This window comes from Geobacillus sp. WSUCF-018B, from assembly GCF_002809985.1.
Lineage (GTDB): Bacteria > Bacillota > Bacilli > Bacillales > Anoxybacillaceae > Geobacillus > Geobacillus thermophilus.
Genome location: NZ_PIJF01000002.1, coordinates 116,158 through 139,715, shown reverse-complemented (window position 1 = coordinate 139,715; position 23,558 = coordinate 116,158). Strand labels below are relative to the sequence as shown.

Genomic DNA, 23,558 nt, shown 5'->3' with positions numbered 1-23,558 from the left:
ATTGGTGCTATGAACCTTCAACGAAAAGGAATAGAGTACATCGTTGAAGGAACGACACAGGCATGACCTGCGTCGTTGGGCAGCTGTCAACCTGCCCCTAATGCAACCCCAAGTCAAGGAAGGAGGACGAAGTCCGCTCGCACTTCTGGGGAGTTGCAAGCCTCCACTTCAAGCGTTAGCGAAGTGGGGGTAGTTGACTCACGTTCTGCTGGAATGGATTATTTTGTACGAGCAACGGAAAAATCGAAGGCCATCGATGGCGCGGCAGAATAGGCCGTCTAATGATCCCGGCTCACTAGGCTGGGTGGGGGCAGCCTTTTGGTTGTTTGCGGATGAAAAGCCATTTTCTTCATACGTAAAACGAAACATGTGGAAAGGATGGGAAACGGTGTCGTTCAGCTACTACGGGTCGACCTGTGCAACGGAGCCAACGCTGCCGTTTCCCATGGGTGTGATGGAAACAATTACCGGCGCTTGGCGATGGCAAGCGCCTTTTTCGTATTGGCGAAATGAAGCTTGGCGCACGTCTCAAGCGCTTCTTCCCCCCGCGCGCGGATGATCCGGGCGGCGGCTTCGTCAACGATGGCGCCGGCACCTTTTGGAAGCAGGAGGCCGACGGCGCGGGATAATCGCTCCATCTCTTCTAAAAACACATAGCGGGCGATGATCGAGGCGGCGGCGACCGCCACGTGCACGCTTTCTGCTTTTGGCAGGCAATGCACCCGCTCGCGGATAATGCGATCTTCATCGGAAAGGTAACGGAAATACGAATCCCGTTTTAAAAATTCGTCGATGATGATTGCTTCTGGTTCGGCGGGCGCGATGGCGTCAACAAGTTTCGCGAGCGTCCGGTTGTGAAGCAGCGCCTTCATTTTCGTCTGCGGCATGCCGCTTCGCTGCCAGCGGTTGTATTCGGCGTTATCAAGCACAGTGACGGCATACGGCGCCGTTTCCATGATGGCGGGGGCGATCCGTTTGATTGCCTCATCGTTCAATTGTTTCGAATCTTTCACGCCAAGCGCCGCGATTTTGGCGATATGCGGCCGATCCACGTAGGCGGCGGCGACGACGATCGGGCCGAAATAATCGCCGGTGCCGACTTCATCGGAACCGATGGCGGAAAGAGACCCGAGTTGATGAGCTGCCAAAGCGGACGGCTGGTGGTCAGCTGTTTCGTTTGAGGCGCTCGCCCCTGATATCCATTTCGCTGCTTCTTGCTCCGCCGCTTTCCCTTGAAACAGCACTTTGCCTGAGCGGTAGGCGGTGATCACGACATCCGGGCGCTTGACGGCAAACAACGCTCCGGCCGGAAGCCGGTCGGATAAGGCGTCTTGGTAGTGGGCGCGCAAGGCGTCAAGCAGCTGTTGGTCGGCTTGAATCACATAGTTTGACAACGTTCGATCGCTCCTTTATCTTCTCTATCGTTGCTGTGTGTCGCTTCTTTCCATTATACCAGCGTTCATGATATGATAAACAGTAGGATTTGGCGAAATGGGGGAGAAAGCTTGACAGAACAGCCAAAAACGCGAGTGAGCGTCCGCATCTATGGACAAGACTACACGATCGTCGGCGCGGAAAGCCCGGCCCACATCCGGCTCGTGGCGGCGTTCGTTGATGATAAAATGCATGAATTCAGCGAGAAAAATCCGCTCCTTGATGTGCCGAAGCTGGCCGTGTTGACAGCCGTCAACATCGCCAGTGAGTATCTCAAACTGAAAGAACAATATCAACGGCTGGCGGAACAGCTGAAACAGGAAAAGGACGGGAAACAGGATGATTGATGTCGTGCTGCTGTTTGTCCTGTTGATGGGGGCGATGATCGGGCTGAAGCGCGGCTTTATCCTTCAATTCATTCATATGGCCGGGTTTCTGATCGCCTTTTTCGTCGCCTATCGCTATTATGAACGGTTTGTGCCGACATTGCGCCTTTGGATTCCGTATCCGACGTTCGGAGACCCGGAGACGATGAAGCTGCTGTTTCAGAGCACGCATTTGGACGATGCCTATTATCGGGCGATTTCCTTTGCACTTTTGTTTTTTGCTGTGAAAATCGTCCTGCAAATCATCGGCTCGATGCTTGATTTCGTCGCCCAGTTGCCGCTCTTGCGAAGCGTCAACCGTCTGGCGGGGGCGGCGCTCGGGTTTGCGGAAGTGTATTTGCTCGTCTTTTTGCTGTTGTATATCGGGGCGCTCGTGCCGATTGACAGCGTGCAGGAGCAGCTGCAGCATTCGCTCATGGCGACCGTGATTGTGAAACATACGCCGGTGTTGTCGGACATGCTTAATCATTGGTGGATTCATGGCCGCGTCTGACCGGGCGCGGCCGCGGTTTTGCGGGAAAGGGAGGAAATGGGGATGAGCGTCCATAAAAAAGAGGTCATCCGCCTGCTTGAAACGATCGCACTGTATATGGAGATCAAAGGAGAAAATCCATTTAAGGTCAACGCCTTCCGCAAAGCGGCGAACGCCTTGGAAACGGATGAGCGGAGCCTCGCGGAAATCGGCGACTTCACCGCCATTCCCGGCATCGGCAAAAGCACGGCGGCGATCATCACCGAGTTTGTCGAAACCGGTTCATCATCGGTGCTCGAGGAATTAAAGCGCGATATTCCGGAAACGCTTCTTTCCTTGCTTAAGATCCCGGGGCTTGGCGGCAAAAAAATCGCCAAGCTGCATCAAGAGCTCGGTATTGTCGATATGGATGGATTGAAAGAAGCGTGTCTGGCGGGAAAAGTGCGGAAGCTTCCCGGTTTTGGCGCGAAAACGGAAGAAAAGCTGCTTGCGGCCATTGAAAAGGCAGGCAAACGCCCTGAGCGGCTGCCGCTCGCTCGGGTGCTCGCCGCCGCGGCGGATGTGGAACGCCAGCTTGCTTGTCTTGACGGCGTGATTCGCTTCTCGCGGGCCGGCAGTTTGCGGCGCGTAAACGAAACGGTGAAAGATTTGGATTATGTCATCGCCACCGACCGTCCGGCTGCGGTGCGCGACGGGCTTCTTCGTTTTGAGCGTGTCCGTGAGGTCATCGCTGCTGGGGAGACAAAAGTGTCGCTTCTGCTTCGCTATGACGACGATGTGGCCGTCGACTTCCGGCTGGTCAGCGGGGCGCAGTTTGCGACCGCGCTCCATCATTTCACCGGATCGAAGGAGCATAACGTGCGCATGCGCCAGCTCGCCAAAGAGCGCGGGGAGAAAATCAGCGAATACGGCGTGGAAGACGAAGCGACCGGCAAGGTGAAAACGTTCCCGGATGAAGCGGCGTTTTACGCCCATTTCGGGCTGCCGCACATTCCCCCGGAGCTGCGTGAAGACGGCACGGAAATCGAGCGCTATTCGGACCGATATCCGCTTGTCCGCCTTGAAGACATTCAAGGCGATTTGCATATGCATTCGGCATGGAGCGACGGGGCGTGTTCGCTTGAGGAGCTCGTTGAGGCGTGCCGCCGCCGCGGCTATCGGTATATGGCCATCACCGACCATTCGCAATTTTTGAAAGTCGCCAACGGTTTGACGCCGGATCGATTGCGGCGCCAGCGCGAGGAAATCGAACGGCTGAACGCGCGCTATTCGGATTTTACCATCCTCGCCGGCATTGAGATGGATATTTTGCCGGACGGGACGCTCGATTACGATGATGACGTGCTCAAGGAGCTGGATTTTGTCATCGCCGCCATTCACTCTGCGTTCAAACAGCCGCGCGAGGCGATCATGAAGCGGCTCGAGGCGGCGCTTCGCAATCCGTACGTCGATGTCATCGCCCATCCGACCGGAAGGCTCATCGGCCAGCGCGGCGGTTATGACGTCGATCTCGAGCGGCTCATGAAACTCGCGGCCGAGACGAACACGGTGCTTGAGTTAAACGCCAACCCGAGCCGTCTCGATTTGTCGGCAGCTTACGTGAAAAAAGCCGAGGAAGCGGGGGCGTATATTGCCATTAACACGGACGCCCACCATTTGGACATGCTTGATGATATGGCTATTGGCGTGGCGACGGCAAGGAAAGGCTGGATCAAGAACGAAACGGTCATCAACACATGGCCGCTTGACAAGCTGCGGCAGTTTTTGCGCGACAAACGAACGAAATGAATGAGCTGGGGGTCAGATACGTGCAACGAAAAGTGCTTCACACCTTGGAGTTCGATAAAGTGAAAGAGCAGTTGGCTGAGCATGCGTCCTCGCCGCTCGGTTTGGAAAAAATCGAGGCGCTCATGCCGTCATCCGATTTGGAGGAGGTGGCCGCTTGGCTTGAGGAAACGGATGAAGCGGCCGCTGTTTTGCGACTTGCTGGCTATGCGCCGCTTGACGGAGTTGTCAACATTCGCCCTCATTTGAAACGGGCGGCGATCGGCGGCGTGCTCAGTCCGCAAGAACTCGTGGAAACGGCATCCACCTTGACCGCAAGCCGGCAGATGAAACGGCTGATTATGGATCTGCATGAAGAGCAGGGGGGATTGGATCGTCTGTCCATTTATGCCGATGAGCTCGTGGAGGTGCCGGCGCTTGAGCATGACATTCGCCGTTCGATCGACGACCATGGCGAGGTATTGGATGCCGCAAGCGACCGCCTCCGTTCGCTCCGCGGGCAAATTCGGTCAGTGGAAGCGCGCATCCGCGAGAAGCTTGAGAGCATCATTCGCTCGCCGTCGGCGCAAAAGCGGCTGTCGGACGCCATCATTACGATCCGCAACGACCGCTATGTCATTCCGGTGAAACAAGAGTATCGCAGTGCCTATGGCGGCATCGTCCACGACCAGTCGGCGTCCGGGGCGACGCTGTTTATCGAGCCGCAGGCGGTCGTCGAGTTGAACAACGCACTCCGCGAAGCGCGGGCGAAAGAAAAGCAAGAAATCGAACGCATTTTGCGCGAACTGTCGGCAAAAGTCGCTGATCAGGCTGAACCGCTTGCGCGGGCGGTTGAGTCGCTTGCGGCGCTCGATTTTGCGTTTGCCAAGGCGAAATACGCCCGCCGGCTGCAAGCCGCGAAGCCAGCGGTCAATAACCGCGGCTATCTTCGCTTTGTGCAGGCCCGCCATCCGCTGCTTGATCAAGAAAAGGCGGTGCCGAATGACATTGAACTCGGCGGCGATTATACGACGATCGTCATAACAGGCCCAAACACCGGCGGGAAAACGGTGACGTTGAAAACGGTCGGCTTGTTGACATTAATGGCGCAAGCGGGGCTGTTTATCCCGGCGGCCGACGGATCGGAAGCGGCGGTGTTCCGCGCAGTGTACGCGGATATCGGCGACGAGCAGTCGATCGAACAAAGCTTGAGCACGTTCTCGTCCCATATGGTCAATATTGTCGACATTTTGCGCCATGTCGATGGCCAAAGCCTTGTGCTGTTTGATGAGCTCGGAGCGGGCACCGACCCGCAGGAAGGGGCGGCGCTTGCCATCGCCATCTTGGATGAAGTGCACGGGCGCGGGGCGCGGACGGTGGCGACGACGCATTATCCCGAATTGAAAGCGTACGGCTACAACCGCCCCGGGGTGGTGAACGCGAGCGTTGAATTTGACACCGAAACGCTCCGTCCGACGTATAAACTATTGATCGGCATTCCCGGCCGCAGCAACGCCTTTGACATCTCACGCCGCTTGGGGTTGGATGAGCGGATTATCGAGCGGGCGAAAGCGCAAGTGAGCGCGGAAAGCCATAACGTGGAAAACATGATCGCGTCGCTCGAACGAAGCAAAAAGCAAGCCGAGGAAGACGAAGCGCGGGCGCGCGCGGCGCTGGAGGAAGCGGAGCGGCTGCGCGCCGAGTGGGAGCAAAAGCTCGAAGCGCTCGAAGAGGAAAAAGAAGAGCGGCTGGCTGAAGCGGCGAAGCAGGCAACGGACATCATCCGCGCCGCCGAGCGCGAAGCCGAGCGGGTGATCCATGAACTGCGCCGCCTGCAAAAAGAAAAGCAGGCGGAAGTGAAAGAGCATGAGCTCGCCGAGGCAAAACAGCGGCTCGCCGCCGCCGTGCCGAAAGTCGAGAAACGGAAAAGAGCAAAAAAACAGGCGCCGCGCCATGTATTCCAGCCGGGTGATGAAGTGAAGGTGACGAGCCTCAACCAAAAAGGCTACTTGATCGAAAAAGTGTCGGACGATGAATGGCAAGTGCAGCTCGGCATTTTGAAAATGAAAATTCACGAGCGTGACTTAGAATACATCGGCAGCGCGCCGGTGAACGACGTGACGCCGATTGCGACCGTGAAAGGCAAGGACGCCCATGTGAGCCTTGAGCTTGATTTGCGCGGCGAACGGTACGAAGACGCGCTCCTTCGGCTTGAGAAATACTTGGATGACGCCGTGCTCGCCGGATATGCGCGCGTCTCCATCATCCACGGCAAAGGGACAGGCGCGCTCCGCCAAGGGGTGCAGCAGTTTTTAAAGCGGCACCGGGCGGTCAAAAGCTTCCGATTTGGTGAGGCGAATGAAGGCGGGACCGGGGTGACGGTCGTGGAACTGAAATGATGGGGGCGAGAATGATGGCGCCGTTTTGGGAGCACGAAATGGTGAGAACCGCTGCCAATTTCAGCGTCGCCGTGCTGTGCATCGTGGTGTTTTTGGCCGTGTTTGAACTCGTCACGAAGTATAAAAACTGGGAAGAAATTCAAAAAGGCAATATGGCGGTGGCGATGGCAACCGGCGGAAAGATTTTTGGCATTGCCAATATTTTTCGTTACGCGCTCGCCCACCATGAGTCGCTGTTGTCGATGGTCGGCTGGGGGCTGTACGGGTTTTTGCTTCTGCTCGCAGCGTATTTTATTTATGAATTTTTGACGCCGAAGTTTAACATCGATGATGAAATCGCCAACGACAACCGGGCGGTCGGCTTTATCTCGATGGTCATTTCCGTCGGTTTGTCGTTTGTCATCGGCGAAGGGATTCAGTAAAGGGGAACAACGAATGAACGCAGTAGTCAAATGGTTGTTGATCGCCGTCGGGCTGCTTTTGATCGCCGGCATCGCGTATATGGCGGTGCGCAACCGGTCGGTCGATGTGCTGGCGAAAATCTTGTTTGTCATTTGCGCGTGCTTTTTCTTCATTGGTTTGGTGTACTGGTTTTGGTGACGTCTCGCTCAGGCGAGGCGTTTTTTTTGATGAAAAATTACAAAAAGTGAAATAAAATAGAAACAAGGAGGGATGCATATGGAAAAACCGTGGCTCGCTCATTATCCGCCGTCCATTCCTGCTACGCTCGACTATCCAAAGAAAACGCTTTCTGACTATTTGCGGGAGACGGCGGAACAATTCGGAAGCCATGAGGCGATTGACTTTTTGGGCAAAACGATGACGTTTCGAGAGCTGTACGAGCAGGCTTTGACGTTCGCGCATTATTTGCGGACGATCGGATTGAAAAAAGGGGATCGGGTGGCGGTGATGCTGCCGAACTGCCCGCAGGCGGTCATCAGCTACTACGGGACGCTCCTAGCCGGCGGCATCGTCGTGCAGACGAATCCGCTTTACACCGAGTATGAGCTTGAATACCAGCTGAACGACAGCGGCGCCTCGGTGCTCGTGACGATGGATCTTCTGTATCCAAAGGCGGAAAAGGTGAAAGGGAGGACGCCGGTCAAACATTGGATTGTCACGAGAATGCAAGATTATTTGCCCACGGTGAAGAAATGGCTGTATCCGCTTGTGCAGCGGAAGCAAAACATGCCCATCGTCCGCATCGCGGAAAGCGAAACCGTTCATATGTTCCGCACGATCATGAGCCGCAAGGAAACCGCTCCGATCGGGGTGGACATCGATCCGGTGGAAGATGTGGCGCTGCTGCAATATACAGGCGGCACGACGGGACATCCGAAAGCGGCCATGTTGACGCATCGCAACTTGATCGCCAATACGCTCATGTGTGCCCATTGGGTGTATAAATGCGAAAAAGGAAAAGAAACGGTGCTCGGTGTGCTTCCGTTTTTCCACGTGTACGGCATGACGACGGTGATGAATTTGTCCGTGATGATGGCGAGCAAAATGGTGCTGCTCCCGCGCTTTGATGTCAAGCAAACATTAAAAGCAATCGAGCGCACCCGGCCGACGATGTTCCCAGGCGCGCCGACGATGTACATCGCTTTGTTGAATCATCCGGATTTTCCAAAGTATGATTTATCATCAATCAACGTCTGCATCAGCGGATCCGCTCCGCTGCCGGTTGAGGTGCAGGAGCAGTTTGAACGGGTGACGGGCGGAAAATTGATTGAAGGCTATGGGTTAACCGAGGCGTCCCCTGTCACCCACAGCAACTTCCTTTGGGACGGGGAGCGGGTGAAAGGAAGCATCGGCGTTCCGTGGCCGGATACGGACGCGAAAATCATTTCCTTGGAAACGGGTGAGGAAGCAAAGCCGGGAGAGTGTGGAGAACTCGTCGTGCGCGGGCCGCAAGTGATGAAAGGCTACTGGAATCGTCCGGAAGAGACCGAGCAAGTGCTGCGCGACGGATGGCTGTATACAGGTGACATTGGATATATGGATGAGCGGGGGTATTTTTATATCGTCGACCGCAAGAAAGATGTCATTATCGCCGGCGGTTACAACATTTACCCGCGCGAAGTCGAAGAAGCGCTGTATGAGCACCCGAAAGTGCAGGAAGCGGCCGTGATCGGCGTTCCGGATCCGTACCGCGGCGAGACGGTGAAAGCGTTCGTCGTGTTAAAGCCGGGGGAGATGTGCAGCGAACAGGAGCTTGACGCGTTTATGCGCCAGCGCCTGGCTGCTTACAAAGTGCCGCGCATCTACGAGTTCCGCAGCGAATTGCCGAAGACGGCGATCGGCAAAATTTTGCGCCGCGTGTTGGTGGAAGAGGAGAAAAAGAAGCTTGACAAATCGGCAGAATTGCCCGTAAAATGAAAATATGAATGATGGTTCATTCATTTGGCGGATGGAAAGTGAGAAAAGGAGAATCTATATTGCGGAGGGAAAAGCCGAAATTTAAACAAATCATTGACGCTGCCGTCGTCGTCATCGCCGAGCACGGCTACCATCAAGCACAGGTGTCGAAAATCGCCAAGCAGGCCGGTGTCGCCGACGGCACGATCTACCTTTATTTTAAAAACAAAGAGGATATTTTAATTTCGCTTTTTCAGGAAAAGATGGGGGCGTTCATCGAGAAAATTGAACAAGAGACAGAAGGAATTTCAAGCCCCTTAGAGAAATTGTATGTATTGGTGAAAACTCATTTTTCCGCCCTCGCCGCTGATCCGCATATGGCGGTCGTGACGCAGCTTGAGCTGCGCCAGTCGAACAAAGAGCTGCGCCATCGCATCAATGAGGTGCTGAAAGGATATTTGCGGCTCATCGACCGCATCATCATGGAGGGGATGGAAAAAGGGGAGTTTCGCCAAGATTTAGACGTCCGGCTCACTCGGCAAATGATCTTTGGCACCCTGGATGAAACGGTGACGACGTGGGTGATGAACGAGCAAAAGTATGACTTGGCCGCCCTCGCCGATCCGGTGTACGAACTGCTCGTCAAAGGGTGCGCCGCCGGACGTTAGGAAAGGCAGAAAGGGGAGAGGCTTCATGGACTTTTTTCGTTTGGCGAAAGAGGAGTTCGTCGCCGTCGTGACGTTTTCGCGGCCGCCGGCGAACGCCCTTTCATCAGCGGTTTTGAAAGAGCTTTCAACTGTGTTGGACGAGCTCGAGACCGACCCGGACGTGCGCGTCGTGTTGCTTCATGGCGAGGGGCGGTTTTTCTCAGCCGGCGCCGATATTAAAGAATTCACGTCCATCGCTTCCGTCGAGGAGGCATCCGGCTTGTCGCGCAACGGCCAGCTCGTGATGGAGCGGATCGAACGCTTTTCCAAACCAGTCATTGCGGCCATTCACGGCGCGGCGCTTGGCGGTGGATTGGAGTTGGCCATGAGCTGCCATATCCGCATCGTGGCGGAAAACGCCAAACTCGGCCTTCCGGAGCTGCAGCTTGGCATCATCCCTGGATTTGCTGGCACGCAGCGGCTTGTGCGCTACGTCGGCTTTGGTAAGGCAGCCGAAATGATGTGGACGAGCGAGCCGATTACCGGCGCAGAGGCTGTGCAATGGGGGCTTGCCAACAAGGCGGTGCCGGAAGAACGGCTTCTTGACGAGGCCAAAGCGCTGGCGAAAAAGATCGCCGCCAAAAGTCCGCTTTCCGTTCGGGCGGTTATTGAGTTGCTTAACGCCGCCAAGGAAAAAACGTTCGTTGAGGCCGTGCGCGAGGAAGCGGAATGGTTTGGCCGCGTGTTTGGATCCGAGGATGCAAAAGAAGGCGTGCAGGCGTTTTTGGAAAAACGGCCGCCCGTCTTTAAAGGGAAATAATCTTTGTCAATATCTAAATGTTGGAACATGAAACAATGTTCAATCAAACCGAGGAGGGAACGACATGAACATTTTTGTGTTGATGAAACGCACGTTTGACACGGAAGAAAAAATCTCCATCGTCAACGGCAAGATTAACGAGGAAGGGGCAGAATTCATCATCAATCCGTACGACGAATACGCCATTGAAGAAGCGATTCAAGTGCGCGACAAACACGGCGGCGAAGTGACGGTCGTCACCGTCGGCAGCGAAGAGGCGGAAAAAGAACTCCGCACAGCGCTCGCCATGGGTTGCGACAAAGCGGTGCTCATCAACATTGACGATGATGTCGAAGAACAAGACCAATATACGACAGCGAAAGTGCTCGCTGAATACTTAAAAGACAAAAACCCGGACTTGATTTTAGCCGGCAACGTCGCCATTGACGGCGGTTCCGGGCAAGTCGGCCCGCGTGTGGCGGAATTGCTCGGCATTCCATATGTAACGACGATCACAAAGCTCGACATTGCCGACGGCGGCAAAGTGACCGTCGTGCGCGATGTCGAAGGGGATGAGGAAATCATCGAAACGTCGCTGCCGCTCCTTGTCACCGCTCAACAAGGCTTGAACGAACCGCGCTATCCGTCGCTGCCGGGGATCATGAAAGCGAAAAAGAAACCGCTTGAAGAGCTAGAGCTTGACGATTTGGACCTCGACGAAGACGATGTTGAAGCGAAGACGAAAACGATTGAAGTGTTCTTGCCGCCGAAGCGGGAAGCAGGGAAAATTTTGCAAGGCGACATCGCCGATCAAGTGAAAGAGCTCGTCCAGCTGCTCCGCTCCGAAGCGAAAGTGGTATAAGCGGAAACCGCTGTCGGCGTTCGGATGAAGCACAACGGGGAATCAAAGGATAGGGGGACTGAAACATGGCACGTAAAGTATTGACCTTAGCAGAAGTGCGGGACGGATCGCTGCGGAACGTTTCGTTTGAGGCTATTGCGGCCGCCAAAACGATCGCCGAAGGCGGGGAAGTCGTCTCGGTGCTCGTCGGCGACCAAGTGCAGGCGCATGCGAACGAACTCATTTACCGCGGTGCGGACCGCGTCGTCGTCATCGAACATCCGAATTTGAAATTTTATACATCAGATGGCTATTCGCAAGCGTTAAAAGCCGTGATTGACAAAGAGCAGCCGGAAGGCATCGTCTTCGGCCATACGGCGCTTGGCAAAGACTTGTCGCCGAAATTGGCCATCAAGCTCGACGCCGGCCTTGTGTCCGACGTCATCGCCGTCGAAGAGGCGGGCGGCAACATCGTTTTCACGCGTCCGATCTACTCCGGAAAAGCGTTTGAAAAGAAAATCGTCACCGATGGCATCATCTTCGCGACCGTGCGTCCGAACAACATCGCGCCGCTTGAGCGCGACGAGTCGCGCTCAGGCAGCGTGGAAGCGCTCGCCGTCGAGATCAAAGACTTGCGCGCGATTGTCAAAGAGGTCGTCCGCAAAACGGCGGAAGGCGTCGACTTGACGGAGGCGAAAGTGATCGTCGCCGGCGGCCGCGGCGTCAAAAGCGCCGAAGGCTTTAAGCCGCTCCAAGAGCTCGCCGAAGTGTTGGGCGGTGCGGTCGGCGCTTCGCGCGGGGCGTGCGATGCCGGCTATTGCGACTACTCGCTGCAAATCGGGCAAACGGGAAAAGTCGTCACGCCGGACCTTTACATCGCTTGCGGCATCTCAGGCGCCATCCAGCATTTAGCGGGGATGTCCAACTCGAAAGTCATCGTCGCCATTAACAAAGACCCGGAAGCCAACATCTTTAAAGTCGCGGACTACGGCATTGTCGGCGATTTGTTCGAAGTCGTTCCGCTCCTCACCGAAGAGTTCAAAAAACTGAAAGTGCATTCGTAATGAACAACACGGGCGGCTGCAGCCGCCCGTTTTTTGACGGATAAATTCCGCGGCAAAAGCGAATAGTAGAAACGAAGCAAAACATTCGCGCCGACATGCATTCCATGGTATACTTTGCTTGCAGCATTCAAGAAGATGGGAGGGAATCCATATGGCGATTGTCAACGCCACTGACCAAACGTTCGCCGCAGAGACGAAAGACGGCCTCACGCTCGTTGACTTTTGGGCGCCATGGTGCGGACCGTGCCGCATGATCGCTCCGGTGCTGGAAGAGCTTGACCGCGAAATGGGCGACAAAGTGAAAATCGTCAAAGTGAATGTCGATGAAAACCAAGAAACAGCGTCGAAGTTCGGCGTCATGAGCATCCCGACGCTGCTCGTGTTCAAAAACGGCGAACTTGTCGATAAAGCGATCGGCTATCAGCCGAAAGAGGCGCTTGTGCAGCTGGTTGGCAAACATGTGTCATAACGGAGAAAGAAGGAAATCCAGAGGGGAAGAAGCCTCTGGATTTTTTTTATTTAAGGTGTGATCAGCCAGGAAGAGAGGATTTTCAGCAAGAGGGGAGTCCTCTCTTTTTCATCATGTGTTGACATTGAAATTCATTTTCTATTATAATCTTATTGTATTGATATTGATTATCATTTTTTGGATGTGTGAACGGGGGGATACATAATGTCATTGAAATGGAAGTGGCTCGCCGTGTTCGCCGCCGCGGCGTTGGCGCTTGGCGCGTGCGGCCAGAGCAAACAGACGGCGGGGACAGAAAAAGAAAGCAGCAACCAAACGGCTGTGGAAAAACAAGAAAAGCCGAAAGAGGAAGAGAAGGCGGAGAACGAGAAGGAAGAAGCGGAAGTCGATTATGCGGGAGCGTTCAGCGAAGCGCTCGCGGAGCTTGAGAAGGCGAAGCAAGGCGGGGCGGTCGACTTCGGCAAAGTGGAGAGCATCTACAAAGAAAAGCTGCAGCCGCTTGTACAAAAACGTGACGCGGAATTTGAAGATACGCTTGACCAACATATTACCAACGCACTGGCCGCCGGCAAAGACGGGTCGCTTGAGCCGTTGGTTGTCAAGCAAATTTTTGACAAGCTGATGCAAAAAGTGTTTTACACGACGATCAAGCATGAGTTTACCGAAGCAGAAGAACATTGGGCCAATAAGGAAGAAGTAAAGGAAGAGCTTGAGGAAGCCAAAACCTTTTACGCGATTTTGCAGTCGACCGTGGAAAAGCGCGATGCGGCTTACGGAACGAAGTTGGTTGACGCGATCAACGGGGCGTTTGCCCAAATGGAGCAAGCGGTCCAAAACGATGATGCGCTCTCATTTGCCCTCGGCAAGCAAGTCGTGGACAAAACATTGATGAAAACATTCTATTTAGCGAGCGGAGCGCTGCCGCACGGCTATGCGGCGAAGGCGGCGGCTGCGGCCAAGGAAAACGCCGAAGAAGCCAAAGTGGAGCAGGCGGAAGGCTGGGCGTTTTATCAGTCCGTCTATCCGTATATGAAACGGCATGCCGCGGAGGAGGCGGACTACATTTTGAAACAGTTTGACCTGCAAACCGATGTCAAAACGCTCGATCCGAAAGCGGTGAACCATGCGTTCGTGCGCGGATGGGCGAAAGTGGCGCTTCACGAATATGAAGAAAGCAAAGAAAATTGGGGGCAAGACAAGTCGGTGATCACCGCCTTAGAAGGCGCGCTCTTTATTAACATGATCGAACAGGATATCAAAACGCTGCTTGGCGACAAAGCATACACCGACTTGAACGAACAGGCGACACGCTACCTAGAGGCGGCAAAGGCAAAAAACAAAGCTGAGGGTGACAAATGGCTGCCGCAAATTGAAGCCGCCCTGCAACAAGTGATTGAAAAAGCGAAATAACCTAGCAAACAAGGGGATGACCCAAAAGGGTAATTTTCCTTAACAAAGCACAACATATTGTTTCTTAATGATTGTTTTATACCTATATACGTAATAAGAAAGGGTGTCCCGATCCTTTTGGGACACCCTCTTGTATGACGAAGGAGGCAGCAGATTTGATGTCGGCAGAGTGCTCGATGGTGGATGTCAGGCAGCTTGTGTGTCTTCAGGGCAGCCGTCTGTCCGGAAACGTTTGGTTTTTTTCATGGCGCCGCGACTTTTCCGAGCGGCTGTGGTAAGATGCTGATGGATAGTCCATTTTGTAATGGGGTGAAACCGTTGAAAATCGTTGTTACTGGAGGAGCCGGATTTATTGGCAGTCATTTGGCCGCTCGTCTGCATGAACAAGGTCATGAAGTGGCAGCGATCGATTGTTTTCATCCGTACTATCCTGTTGAGCGGAAGGAGCGGCAGTTTCACGCGCTCACCGGCGGCCGGGTGCCGCTTGCCCGCTTCGACTTGCTTGATGGGGAAGCGACGAAGCGTTGGTTCAGCCAGTTTCGCCCCGATGTCGTCTACCATTTGGCGGCGCTGCCGGGCGTGCCGTATTCCCTCGAGGAGCCGCTCGCGTATATCGATTATGACATCAAAGCGACGGTCAATGTGTTGGCGGCGGCGGGGGAAGCGGGGGTGGCGCATGTGCTGTTTGCCTCATCGTCATCGGTGTACGGCGACCGCGGCAACGTCCCGCTCCGGGAAGAGATGGCTGACGGCCGCGTCGTTTCGCCGTATGCGGCGGCGAAATACGGAGCGGAGTCGTTTTGTCATGCTTATGCTCATTTATATGGTTATCAAATGACGATTTTTCGCTATTTCACCGTTTACGGGCCGTGGGGTCGTCCGGATATGGCGATCGGCACGTTTTTGCGCCGATTGCTGGCGGGCGAGGAGATTGTCGTATATGGCAAAGGAACGGCGCGTGATTATACGTACATCGATGATATTGTGGAGGGCATGATCGCAGCACTTCACCGCAGCGGTGGGCGAAGCGAAGTGTTCAACTTGGGCGCCGGGGCGCCCGTCACCATGGAGCAGCTGCTCGCTGAGTTGCGGAAGCACTTTCCCGATCTGAAAATCGTGCACGCGCCGGAGCGGAAAGGCGATGTGAAAGCGACATGGGCGGACATCACGAAGGCGGAGCGGGCGTTTGGTTACAAGCCGAAGGTGGCGTTTGCCGAAGGGCTCGCCCGCACGGTGGCGTGGGCGCGCGAATATGAGCGGTAAACCGGCGGCTAAAGCGGCGTTGCAAGCAGCTGGGCTCGCGCTTCTTTTCTTTTCCGCTTGGTTGACATACCGCTACTTTGACGGCCGGCAGATGCTCCATCATCTATCCAGGCTAGTCAGCCGCCCGATCGAGATGGCTGCCGCTGCTTTCGTATATGGCTTGTCGTTTTGGCTGCGGGCGTGGGCGTGGAAGCGATATGTCGGAAAGCCAATCGCCTTCTCTGTTTATTGGCGTGCCGTGCTGCTTAGTTTGTTTGTTAACCATCTAGCCCCAGTGAAAATCGGTGATGCTGTGCGTATGGCTTTGCTTGCCCGCCAGCCCGGTGTTTCAGCCAGCGAGGCCATTGAATCGGTGGCGGTGATGCGGCTCCTTGATATGGCGGTGCTTGGTGGATTGACTGTCATTGGGATGTATGCGTATATGCATTACATTCCCCGCATTTCTCTCTTGGCAGCGGCCGTTGCGGCCGGGTTCATGCTGACCGTGATCGTGTTTCGCCGTCCGCTCCGCCTCGAACGGTTATGGCGCCGGTGGCGGACGGTGTTGCAGGGCCGCCGCGGTGTGGAGATCGCTGCGGCTGTGGCGGCGAGCTGGTTGTGTGAAGCGGCCGTCATTGGCGTGATCGCGAAAGCAGTCGGCATCCCGCTTTCCTTTGGACAGGCGGTGTGGGCAAACAGCGCGACCGTTTCCGGACAAATTGCCCAAATCGCTCCCGGTGGACTCGGAACGTATGAGGCGGTGATGGGGTTTGCCTTAACTACGGTTGGTGCACCGTGGGATGTGGCGTATATGGCCGCGGTGTTGACACATGCCTTTAAATTTCTGTTTTCTTACGCCGCTGGTGCCGCGGTATTGTGGTTTTGGCGGTCCGACTGGCAGGCGGTGCGGAGCGTATGGAGAAAGGAAAGGGAGAGGCGATGAAAGAAGCATCACGATTCGAAAAAATCGCGGCGCGCTGCTGGAATTTGTTGAACGAAGGGAAACCGTTCACGCCGATTTTTGTCGTGGGAACGATGATGATCTACCATGCCGCTGATTGGATGGGCGGCTCATGGGGGTGGCTGCTCGGTCTGGCGGCGGCGTTGCCGCTGTTTGTCATCTACTATGTCTACGATTATCCATTGTTTTTGCGCAATTATTTATGGATCCCTTATGTCGTGTTTCTCATCGTTTGGTCGTTCGCTGATGCGTCGTTGTTGTTGTTGGCGTCGGGGCTTTACTTTTTCTTTACCGTCTTTTTTTGGGGGACGCTGTATTACCATTTGCGCATCGGCACGTCGTGGTGGAATTTCACCCGCTTTTGGAAGCTGGTGCTGAAAAACAGCGATTCGACGAGCGGCAACGCCCAAGAGCAGCTGCCAAAATGTTTTCTTCTTTTGTCCGTATGGGAATACGCTTCACGGCAGATCGAGCAAGGAACGGCTTTGGCGCCGCTGTGCGGGGCGCTTTGGCTGTTTGCCGCTGGGGTGTGGCTGTTTTCATGGATTTTGCATCGGAATTTGTTCGACTGGCAGCCGGAGATCATTCCGACTTATACGAACAATGTGCCGAGTCCCACCGCGCCGATCAGTGACAAAGTGTATGTCATCGTGATTGATGGCATGCGCAAAGACCGGTTTGAAGCGGCCAACGCCCCGTTTTTAAAGCGGCTGCGCGCGCAAGGGACGGAATTTGCGCAAATGGAAACCGTCTATCCGGCGCGCACGGTCGTTTGCTTCACCTCGATGCTGACGGGGACGTATCCGTTTGAGCACGGCATCCGGTCCAATATGGTATGGAAGCTTGGGGCGAAAGTGGAGACGATTTTCGATTCGCTCCGGAAAATCGGAAAAACCGGCCGCTTGCTTGGCATCGCTCATTTGGTCGATTCGTTCGGCGACGATGTCGAAACGGTGACGGCCGTCATGCCGAACGACCTCGCCGACCGTTATATCATCGAGCGGGCGAAACGCATTGTGGAAGAGCAGCACCCAGACTTGCTTGTCGTGCAATTGATCGCCACCGATCAGACCGGCCATAGCCGCGGTGTGCTGTATGACGAGTATATCGAAAAAATTGAAGAAGCCGACGCGTTGATCGCGGAGTTTGTCGGCTGGCTTGAGGAACGGGGCGAGCTCGAGCGCGCGACATTGATTGTCTGCGCCGACCATGGCCAAGCGGATGGCATCGGCGGCCACGGCCACCTCGATGAAGGGGAGAGGTATGTGCCGTTTTTTCTATACGGCCCGGCGATTGAGGCAGGAAAACGAGTCGATGAGAAAAAAAGCCTCGTTTCGCTGGCGCCGACGATCGCCTATTTGCTCGGCGCGCCGTATCCGAGCCATAGCCGTGGTCCGGTTTTGATCGAGGCGATGAGAAAGGAGGAGAGCGATGAAGAAGCAGCGCGTCATCGTCTTTTTGCCGGCGCACAATGAAGAAGAAGCGATTGGAGATGTCATCCGCCGCATTCCGCGTCATTTCCATCCCGATGTAGAGGTCAGCGTCTTGGTCATTGATGACGGGTCAACCGACCGGACCGCTGAAGCGGCGAAAGAAGCGGGAGCGGACTACATTTGCCGCTGGCCGGAAAACCGCGGCCTCGGTGCGGCGGTGCGGCGAGGGCTTGAAGAGTGTGTCCGTCTTGGCGCGGATATCGGCGTGATGATCGATGCTGACAACGAATATCCGCCGGAACAAATTCCTGACCTTTTGGCGCCGATTTTCACCGGTGAAGCGGACTATACGATCGGCTCGCGCTTCCTTGGCACGATTCGCGGCATGAAATGGCATCGCCGCCTTGGGAATTATTTGTTCACTTGGCTGCAGTCGTTGCTGCTCGGACAGCGGCTGTATGACGGACAGTCGGGGATGCGCGCGTTTTCCCGCCAAGCGATGGAAGAGGCGGAAATCATTCATGATTACAATTACGCCCAAGTGCTGACGCTCAATTTAGTGCGCAAAGGGTTTCGCTTGAAAGAAGTGCCGATCCGCTATCAAGTGCGGACGACCGGCCGCTCGTTCATCAAGTTCACCGCCTATATAACCGCGGTCATTCCAGCCATCTGGAAGGAAATGCGCCGCCCGGTCAAAAAAGCTGTCATTGACCCCAAAGCGCATGTGCTTTCTTTGGAGCGGGAGCGCCATTGTTCGTGAGGGGCGGCCGCATCTGGCCGCCGGCCGTTTTTTTCTATATTGACAACGATGATGATAATGATTATCATTGATCTTGATAGGAGGGGCAGAAACGTGAAAACATCCCGTTTCTTTTTTTACATAGCAGTGATCATTATTCTCAATCTCATTCCGCTGAAAGCGTTCGCCTATTCGTATGGAGACCCGAACAAAGAGGCGGTTGCTGAGGCGTATAAAGAGATGAAAGAAAAGTTGAACGAGCAGCCGCCGAACTTTGCCGCAGCGAAGGAAATTTTCGAAACCGTAAAAGAAGAAATCGACATGCATATGGGACCTGAGCCGTCCAAGGCCGTGCTTGCAGCCATCGAAGCGAAGGACCGCCAGGCGGTGATCAAAGACATGGAAAACATTTTAGTGCTCAATATCGCCCGACGTTTGGACAATATTGAGGCGAACTTTGATCAGTACGACACGAGCAAGCGGCTGTTGGCGAAGGCGTTTGCGACGTATGAGGCGCTGTCGCCAATCATCCAAGGGAAAGACCCTGCGCTTGACAAACAGCTGCGCACCGAGTTTGACAAGGCGCTTCAGTCGCTTGGCAATCCGGGGCTGTTCGGCGTCGGGGAGAAAAAATCGGACATCAATGCGTTTAAACAAAGCAAAGAGACGATTTTAACGGCGCTGCAGAAGCAATTCGGTTTGAAAAGCTTAGAAGTTGGCCATTTTTCGGAAAGCGCCACGGAAAAACCGGATGAAGTGAGAAAAAAGGAATGGACCGACTTGTCAGAATTGAAAAACTGGATTCCTCTCATTGTGATCGTTGCGATCATCATTGGCGCTGTCTTGATTTATGTACGGCGTCGGAAACGGACTTAGTCTACTTGTGAAGGGGGAGGCGGGGGCATGGAAGTTCAAGCGCTGCTCATTACGTTTCGCGAAGCGCTCGAGGCATTGCTTATTATCGGGATTATTACGTCGTATTTGAAACGGGTGAACCATCGCGAGTATACGAAATACGTATGGCTTGGCGCCGCCTTGGCGGTGGCCGCCAGCGTCGGTGTCGCTATTTTGTTTCAAGTCGTGTTGACCGGCTTCGCTGCGATGGCAAGTGAAATCTACTTAAAAATCGGCATCATGATCGTCTCCGCGTTGCTTTTGACGCAAATGGTGTTTTGGATGGCCGAGCATAGCCAGGACATAAAAAAAAGCGTCGAAGGGAAAATGGATCAGTTCATCACAGCCGGCAATGTCGCCGGCATGGTCATCCACTCGTTTTTAGTCGTGTTGCGCGAAGGGGTGGAAACCGTCTTTTTCTTCGCCGCCATCACACACGGCAACATCGGCGCGGCGCTGCAAGGCTGGGGAGCCGCGACAGGCATGGCCATCGCCGCCTTGGTCAGCTACTTCTTCTTTAAGGGAACGATGCGCATCCCGCTCAAGACATTCTTTAAGGTGACCGGCGCTTTTATCGTCCTCATTGCTGCCGGGTTGCTCGTGCAAGCGATTTCGATGATGCAGGACATTGGCCTCATTGGCAGCGTCATGCCGCATGTATATGATTTGACATGGCTGCTTCCGGAACACCCGATCGATTATGAGCATTATTTGCGCGACCACGGTGTGGCCCCCATCTTCTCCGGTGAAGTCGGCGTCTTTTTAAAAGCGCTGTTCGGCTACTCGTCGATGCCGTCGCTTGAGGAAATGATCGCCTATATCGGTTATTTTGTCGTGATTTACTTGCTCGTGACGAGCCGCCAAGGCCAAAAGAACAGCAAAGAGCACCCGTCGGCAGCGGCGCTTAAGGAAAAGACGAAAGGCATTCTGTAAAGGTACAAGGCGCTGCGCCTTGTATTTTTTCTTTGGAGGGAATCTCGTGAAACGACTGCTGCACGACCGGCTTTGGCTTTGTTTCAGCATCGGGCTGGCCGCCGTTTTGGCCGGCGCCGCGTTGTATTGGGCAAGCCCGTATGCGGCCACATGGGATGAAGTCGATTTTGCGCTGGCGCTTGAGCGCTACGACTTGTTAGGCATGCAGCCGCATTTTCCCGGCTATCCGTATTTCATTTTAGGCGGCATGGCCGTTCACACGGCCATCGCCAATCCGGCTAAGGCGCTTTCCGTGTTGAATGTTCTCGTTCTCTTGTCCGCCGTTTTTCCGCTCGTTTGGCTGCTGCGCCGGAACGTTTCGCTCCCGGCGGCGCTGCTCGCCGCTTTGGCCGTGCTCTCTTCAAGCTATGTGCTCCTGGCCGCCGCCCGGCCGATGTCGGACGGCGCGGCGCTTGGCGTGCTTTGGTGGTACATATGGGCGGTGGAATGGGCGCGGCGGCGAATGACATGGCCGGCGCAGCTTTGGCCGTCCGCGTTGTTTAGCATCCTCATGGGCATCCGTTTGTCTTATGCCCCGTTTGCTGCCGCGTTGTTGATCCTTTGGCATGAAGACTGGAAAACGCACCGCCGCCTCGGCCGCGTGGCGGCATCGCTGTTGGCGGCGGCCGCCTTTCAATTTGTTTGGGTGGCGGCGGTCGCGGCGACGGAAGGCGGCCTTTGGCCGTTTTTCAAGCTTGGCTTTGCGTTTGTTGCCGGTCATTTCAGCGAATGGGGCGGAACGGCGGCGGCGAGCCCTCTTCCATTTTGGGAGCGGGTGTGCCGCTTTGTCCTTGACAACTTTCTTTGGACCGGCATGGCCAGCCGAAATGCTTGGCTGCTGGCTGCCTATGCAGTGGTCGGCGCCATCGCCTGGCGCGCGGGGCGGTTGGGGCTTCCGCGCCCGCTTGTCGTTTCCGCGTTGCTGTATGCTTTGTGGGCGCTTTTCGGACAAAACATTGACAAGCCGCGTCATCTCCTTCCGCTCGTTCACATTGCGCTCGTTTTCGTGTGGGGGCGGCTGCTGGCCGCGCCCCGGACATGGCGGTTTGTTCTTGCCGCGGCAGTGGTGATGCTGCAGTCTACAATCGGCATCGGGCTGTTGCGCGAGCAGGCAAAGACGCCGCCGGCAGTGTATCAGCTTGCCGACGATTTGCGTGACAAACGGCAGCCGTTTGTGGTATATACGTGGGAAGAGACGCGCGTCCTAGACTATTTGAACGTGCCCTTTCCACATAAAGACGTGCTCCATTTTTCCTTCTTTTTGCAAGACAAAGAAAACTACCGCCATGCTGCGATATATATGACCAATCACGTTGTCCAAGGGTTCGAGGCTCAAGGGATCGATGTTTCCCGCCATGTGCGCAAAGTGAAAACGTATCGTTCCAGTTTGCTTGCTGATCCGGTGTATGGGACGATTACGCTGTACGAATGGGTTGATGGAGCAGTGAGGTGATGGCCAATGAACGAGCGGCTGAAGGAAAAGCTGTCCGTGCTCCCGGAACAGCCGGGCTGCTATTTAATGAAAGACAAACACGGAACGGTCATTTACGTCGGCAAGGCGAAGTCGTTGAAGGCGCGCGTCCGTTCGTATTTTACCGGGACGCATGATGGCAAAACGCAGCGGCTTGTGGAGGAAATCGCCGATTTCGAATACATCGTCACCTCGTCAAACGCCGAAGCGCTCATTTTGGAGATGAATTTGATCAAAAAGCATGATCCAAAATACAACGTCATGCTCAAGGATGATAAAAGCTACCCGTTTATTAAAATCACCGCGGAACAACATCCGCGCTTGCTCATCACCCGCAAAGTGAAAAAAGACGGCGGCAAATATTTCGGCCCGTATCCGAACGTGCAGGCGGCGAACGAAACGAAAAAGCTGCTCGACCGTTTGTATCCGCTCCGCAAATGTTCGACGATGCCTTCGCGCGCCTGTTTGTATTACCATATGGGCCAATGCCTCGCCCCGTGCGTCAACCCGGTGTCGGACGAACAAAATAAGGCGATGGTTGAACAAATCGTCCGCTTTTTAAACGGCGGCTATGAAGACGTAAAGCGGGAGTTGGCCGAGAAAATGCACGAGGCGGCGGAAGCGCTCGAATTTGAGCGGGCGAAAGAATACCGCGACCAAATCGCGGCGATTGAGATGACGATGGAAAAGCAAAAAATGATGTTCAATGATTTCATCGACCGCGATGTATTCGGCTATGCGTACGACAAAGGCTGGATGTGCGTGCAAGTGTTTTTCCTCCGCCAAGGAAAGCTGATTGAGCGCGACGTGTCGATCTTCCCGCTTTACCAAGACCCGGATGAGGAAATGCTGACGTTTTTGGGCCAGTTTTATGCGAAAGCGCATCATTTGAAGCCGAAAGAAGTCGTCCTCCCGTCCGACATTGACGGGGAGCTTGCCCGTGAATTGCTCGGCGTAGCCGTCGTCCAGCCGAAAAAAGGGAAGAAAAAAGAGCTTGTGGAGCTGGCGAGCCAAAACGCGGCCATTGCTCTGAAAGAAAAATTTTATTTCATCGAGCGGGACGAAGAACGGACGATCAAAGCCATCGAGCGTCTCGGAGAGCGCCTCGGCATTCCAGCGCCGCGCCGCATCGAGGCGTTTGACAACTCGAACATTTACGGGGCCGATCCGGTCTCGGCGCTCGTCGTGTTCCTTGACGGCAAGCCAGCGAAAAAAGAATACCGGAAATATAAGGTAAAAACAGTGGCGGGACCGAACGATTATGAAACGATGCGCGAAGTTGTGCGCCGCCGCTATACGCGCGTGTTGAAAGAAGGATTGCCGCTTCCCGATTTGATCATCATCGACGGCGGTAAAGGCCACTTGTCGGCGGTGCGGGATGTATTGGAAAACGAGCTTGGCCTCGATGTGCCGCTGGCCGGGCTGGCGAAAGACGAAAAACACCGCACATCTGAGCTTTTGGTCGGCGACCCGCCAACGGTCGTGCCGCTTGACCGGCAAAGCCAAGAGTTTTATTTATTGCAGCGCATTCAAGACGAAGTGCACCGGTTTGCGGTCACGTTCCACCGCCAGGCGCGGCAGAAGACGATGTTCCATTCCGTGCTTGATGACATCCCGGGTGTTGGGAAAAAGCGGAAAAAAGCACTCTTGAATTATTTCGGCTCGGTGAAAAAGATGAAAGAGGCGACGGTGGAAGAGCTGCAACAGGCGAACATTCCGCGGGCGGTGGCGGAGAAGATTTATGAGAAGCTGCATGAATAACTGCAAACGGAAACGAAAGGGCGTCCGGCCGAGCCGGGACGC

General features: G+C 54.9%; 22 protein-coding genes. 21 read left to right on the top strand and 1 reads right to left on the bottom strand.

Annotated features, from left to right (window positions below; all coding sequences use genetic code 11):
- Positions 1–464: 464 nt before the first annotated feature.
- The gene (gene rnhC, locus CV944_RS01630) at positions 465–1,394 is read right to left on the bottom strand and encodes a ribonuclease HIII (RefSeq protein ID WP_047818834.1); all 930 of its coding nucleotides are present in this window, start codon (positions 1,392–1,394) and stop codon (positions 465–467) included.
- A gap of 111 nt (positions 1,395–1,505) precedes the next feature.
- Here rnhC and zapA point away from each other — a divergent pair, with 111 nt between their 5' ends.
- From zapA to uvrC, 21 genes are all read left to right on the top strand, one after another.
- Positions 1,506–1,781 (top strand): cell division protein ZapA, encoded by a 276-nt coding sequence (gene zapA / locus CV944_RS01625; protein ID WP_014196491.1) that lies wholly within the window; start codon positions 1,506–1,508, stop codon positions 1,779–1,781.
- Entirely contained in the window at positions 1,774–2,313 is a 540-nt protein-coding gene (locus tag CV944_RS01620) for a CvpA family protein (RefSeq protein ID WP_100658978.1), read from the top strand. Before zapA ends, CV944_RS01620 begins: the two co-directional genes overlap by 8 nt.
- 42 nt (positions 2,314–2,355) lie before the next feature.
- On the top strand, positions 2,356–4,080 hold the full coding sequence (gene polX, locus CV944_RS01615; RefSeq protein WP_100658977.1) for a DNA polymerase/3'-5' exonuclease PolX: 1,725 nt from the start codon (positions 2,356–2,358) through the stop codon (positions 4,078–4,080).
- 20 nt (positions 4,081–4,100) lie between these two features.
- Positions 4,101–6,455: an endonuclease MutS2 gene (locus tag CV944_RS01610; protein ID WP_369806424.1), complete on the top strand. Its 2,355-nt coding sequence runs from the start codon at positions 4,101–4,103 to the stop codon at positions 6,453–6,455.
- 14 nt (positions 6,456–6,469) lie between these two features.
- A complete protein-coding gene (locus CV944_RS01605; protein ID WP_063330420.1) occupies positions 6,470–6,877 on the top strand; it encodes a DUF350 domain-containing protein in 408 nt (135 codons plus the stop codon).
- A 13-nt stretch (positions 6,878–6,890) separates the two neighbouring features.
- On the top strand, positions 6,891–7,055 hold the full coding sequence (locus tag CV944_RS17400; protein WP_171698049.1) for a hypothetical protein: 165 nt from the start codon (positions 6,891–6,893) through the stop codon (positions 7,053–7,055).
- Positions 7,056–7,133: 78 nt separating this feature from the next.
- On the top strand, positions 7,134–8,834 hold the full coding sequence (locus tag CV944_RS01600) for a long-chain-fatty-acid--CoA ligase (protein ID WP_100658975.1): 1,701 nt from the start codon (positions 7,134–7,136) through the stop codon (positions 8,832–8,834).
- 59 nt (positions 8,835–8,893) lie between these two features.
- Positions 8,894–9,481 (top strand): fatty acid metabolism transcriptional regulator FadR, encoded by a 588-nt coding sequence (locus CV944_RS01595; RefSeq protein WP_011232163.1) that lies wholly within the window; start codon positions 8,894–8,896, stop codon positions 9,479–9,481.
- Between the two features lie 25 nt (positions 9,482–9,506).
- Entirely contained in the window at positions 9,507–10,280 is a 774-nt protein-coding gene (locus CV944_RS01590; RefSeq protein WP_100658974.1) for an enoyl-CoA hydratase, read from the top strand.
- A 64-nt stretch (positions 10,281–10,344) separates the two neighbouring features.
- Positions 10,345–11,121, top strand: coding sequence for an electron transfer flavoprotein subunit beta/FixA family protein (locus CV944_RS01585; protein ID WP_100658973.1), 777 nt, complete (start codon positions 10,345–10,347; stop codon positions 11,119–11,121).
- A 65-nt stretch (positions 11,122–11,186) separates the two neighbouring features.
- Entirely contained in the window at positions 11,187–12,164 is a 978-nt protein-coding gene (locus tag CV944_RS01580; RefSeq protein ID WP_047818828.1) for an electron transfer flavoprotein subunit alpha/FixB family protein, read from the top strand.
- Positions 12,165–12,315: 151 nt separating this feature from the next.
- Positions 12,316–12,633, top strand: a complete 318-nt coding sequence (gene trxA / locus CV944_RS01575; RefSeq protein ID WP_011232159.1) for a thioredoxin — start codon at positions 12,316–12,318, stop codon at positions 12,631–12,633.
- Positions 12,634–12,837: 204 nt separating this feature from the next.
- Positions 12,838–14,043: a hypothetical protein gene (locus CV944_RS01570; RefSeq protein WP_021322161.1), complete on the top strand. Its 1,206-nt coding sequence runs from the start codon at positions 12,838–12,840 to the stop codon at positions 14,041–14,043.
- Positions 14,044–14,361: 318 nt separating this feature from the next.
- A complete protein-coding gene (locus tag CV944_RS01565; protein WP_100658972.1) occupies positions 14,362–15,306 on the top strand; it encodes an NAD-dependent epimerase/dehydratase family protein in 945 nt (314 codons plus the stop codon).
- Positions 15,296–16,228 carry a lysylphosphatidylglycerol synthase transmembrane domain-containing protein gene (locus CV944_RS01560; protein ID WP_100658971.1) on the top strand — a complete coding sequence of 311 codons (933 nt, stop codon included), beginning with the start codon at positions 15,296–15,298 and terminating at the stop codon, positions 16,226–16,228. The genes CV944_RS01565 and CV944_RS01560 overlap by 11 nt, the downstream gene beginning before the upstream one ends.
- Positions 16,225–17,721, top strand: a complete 1,497-nt coding sequence (locus CV944_RS01555; RefSeq protein WP_100658970.1) for an alkaline phosphatase family protein — start codon at positions 16,225–16,227, stop codon at positions 17,719–17,721. The genes CV944_RS01560 and CV944_RS01555 overlap by 4 nt, the downstream gene beginning before the upstream one ends.
- Positions 17,678–18,439: a glycosyltransferase family 2 protein gene (locus CV944_RS01550; RefSeq protein ID WP_047818825.1), complete on the top strand. Its 762-nt coding sequence runs from the start codon at positions 17,678–17,680 to the stop codon at positions 18,437–18,439. Before CV944_RS01555 ends, CV944_RS01550 begins: the two co-directional genes overlap by 44 nt.
- A gap of 93 nt (positions 18,440–18,532) precedes the next feature.
- Positions 18,533–19,294, top strand: a complete 762-nt coding sequence (locus tag CV944_RS01545; RefSeq protein WP_198518473.1) for a hypothetical protein — start codon at positions 18,533–18,535, stop codon at positions 19,292–19,294.
- A 27-nt stretch (positions 19,295–19,321) separates the two neighbouring features.
- Positions 19,322–20,245: an FTR1 family iron permease gene (locus CV944_RS01540; protein WP_100658968.1), complete on the top strand. Its 924-nt coding sequence runs from the start codon at positions 19,322–19,324 to the stop codon at positions 20,243–20,245.
- A 46-nt stretch (positions 20,246–20,291) separates the two neighbouring features.
- Positions 20,292–21,737, top strand: coding sequence for a nucleoporin-interacting protein (locus tag CV944_RS01535; protein ID WP_100658980.1), 1,446 nt, complete (start codon positions 20,292–20,294; stop codon positions 21,735–21,737).
- Positions 21,738–21,743: 6 nt separating this feature from the next.
- A complete protein-coding gene (uvrC, locus tag CV944_RS01530; protein ID WP_100658967.1) occupies positions 21,744–23,516 on the top strand; it encodes an excinuclease ABC subunit UvrC in 1,773 nt (590 codons plus the stop codon).
- Positions 23,517–23,558: the final 42 nt, after the last annotated feature.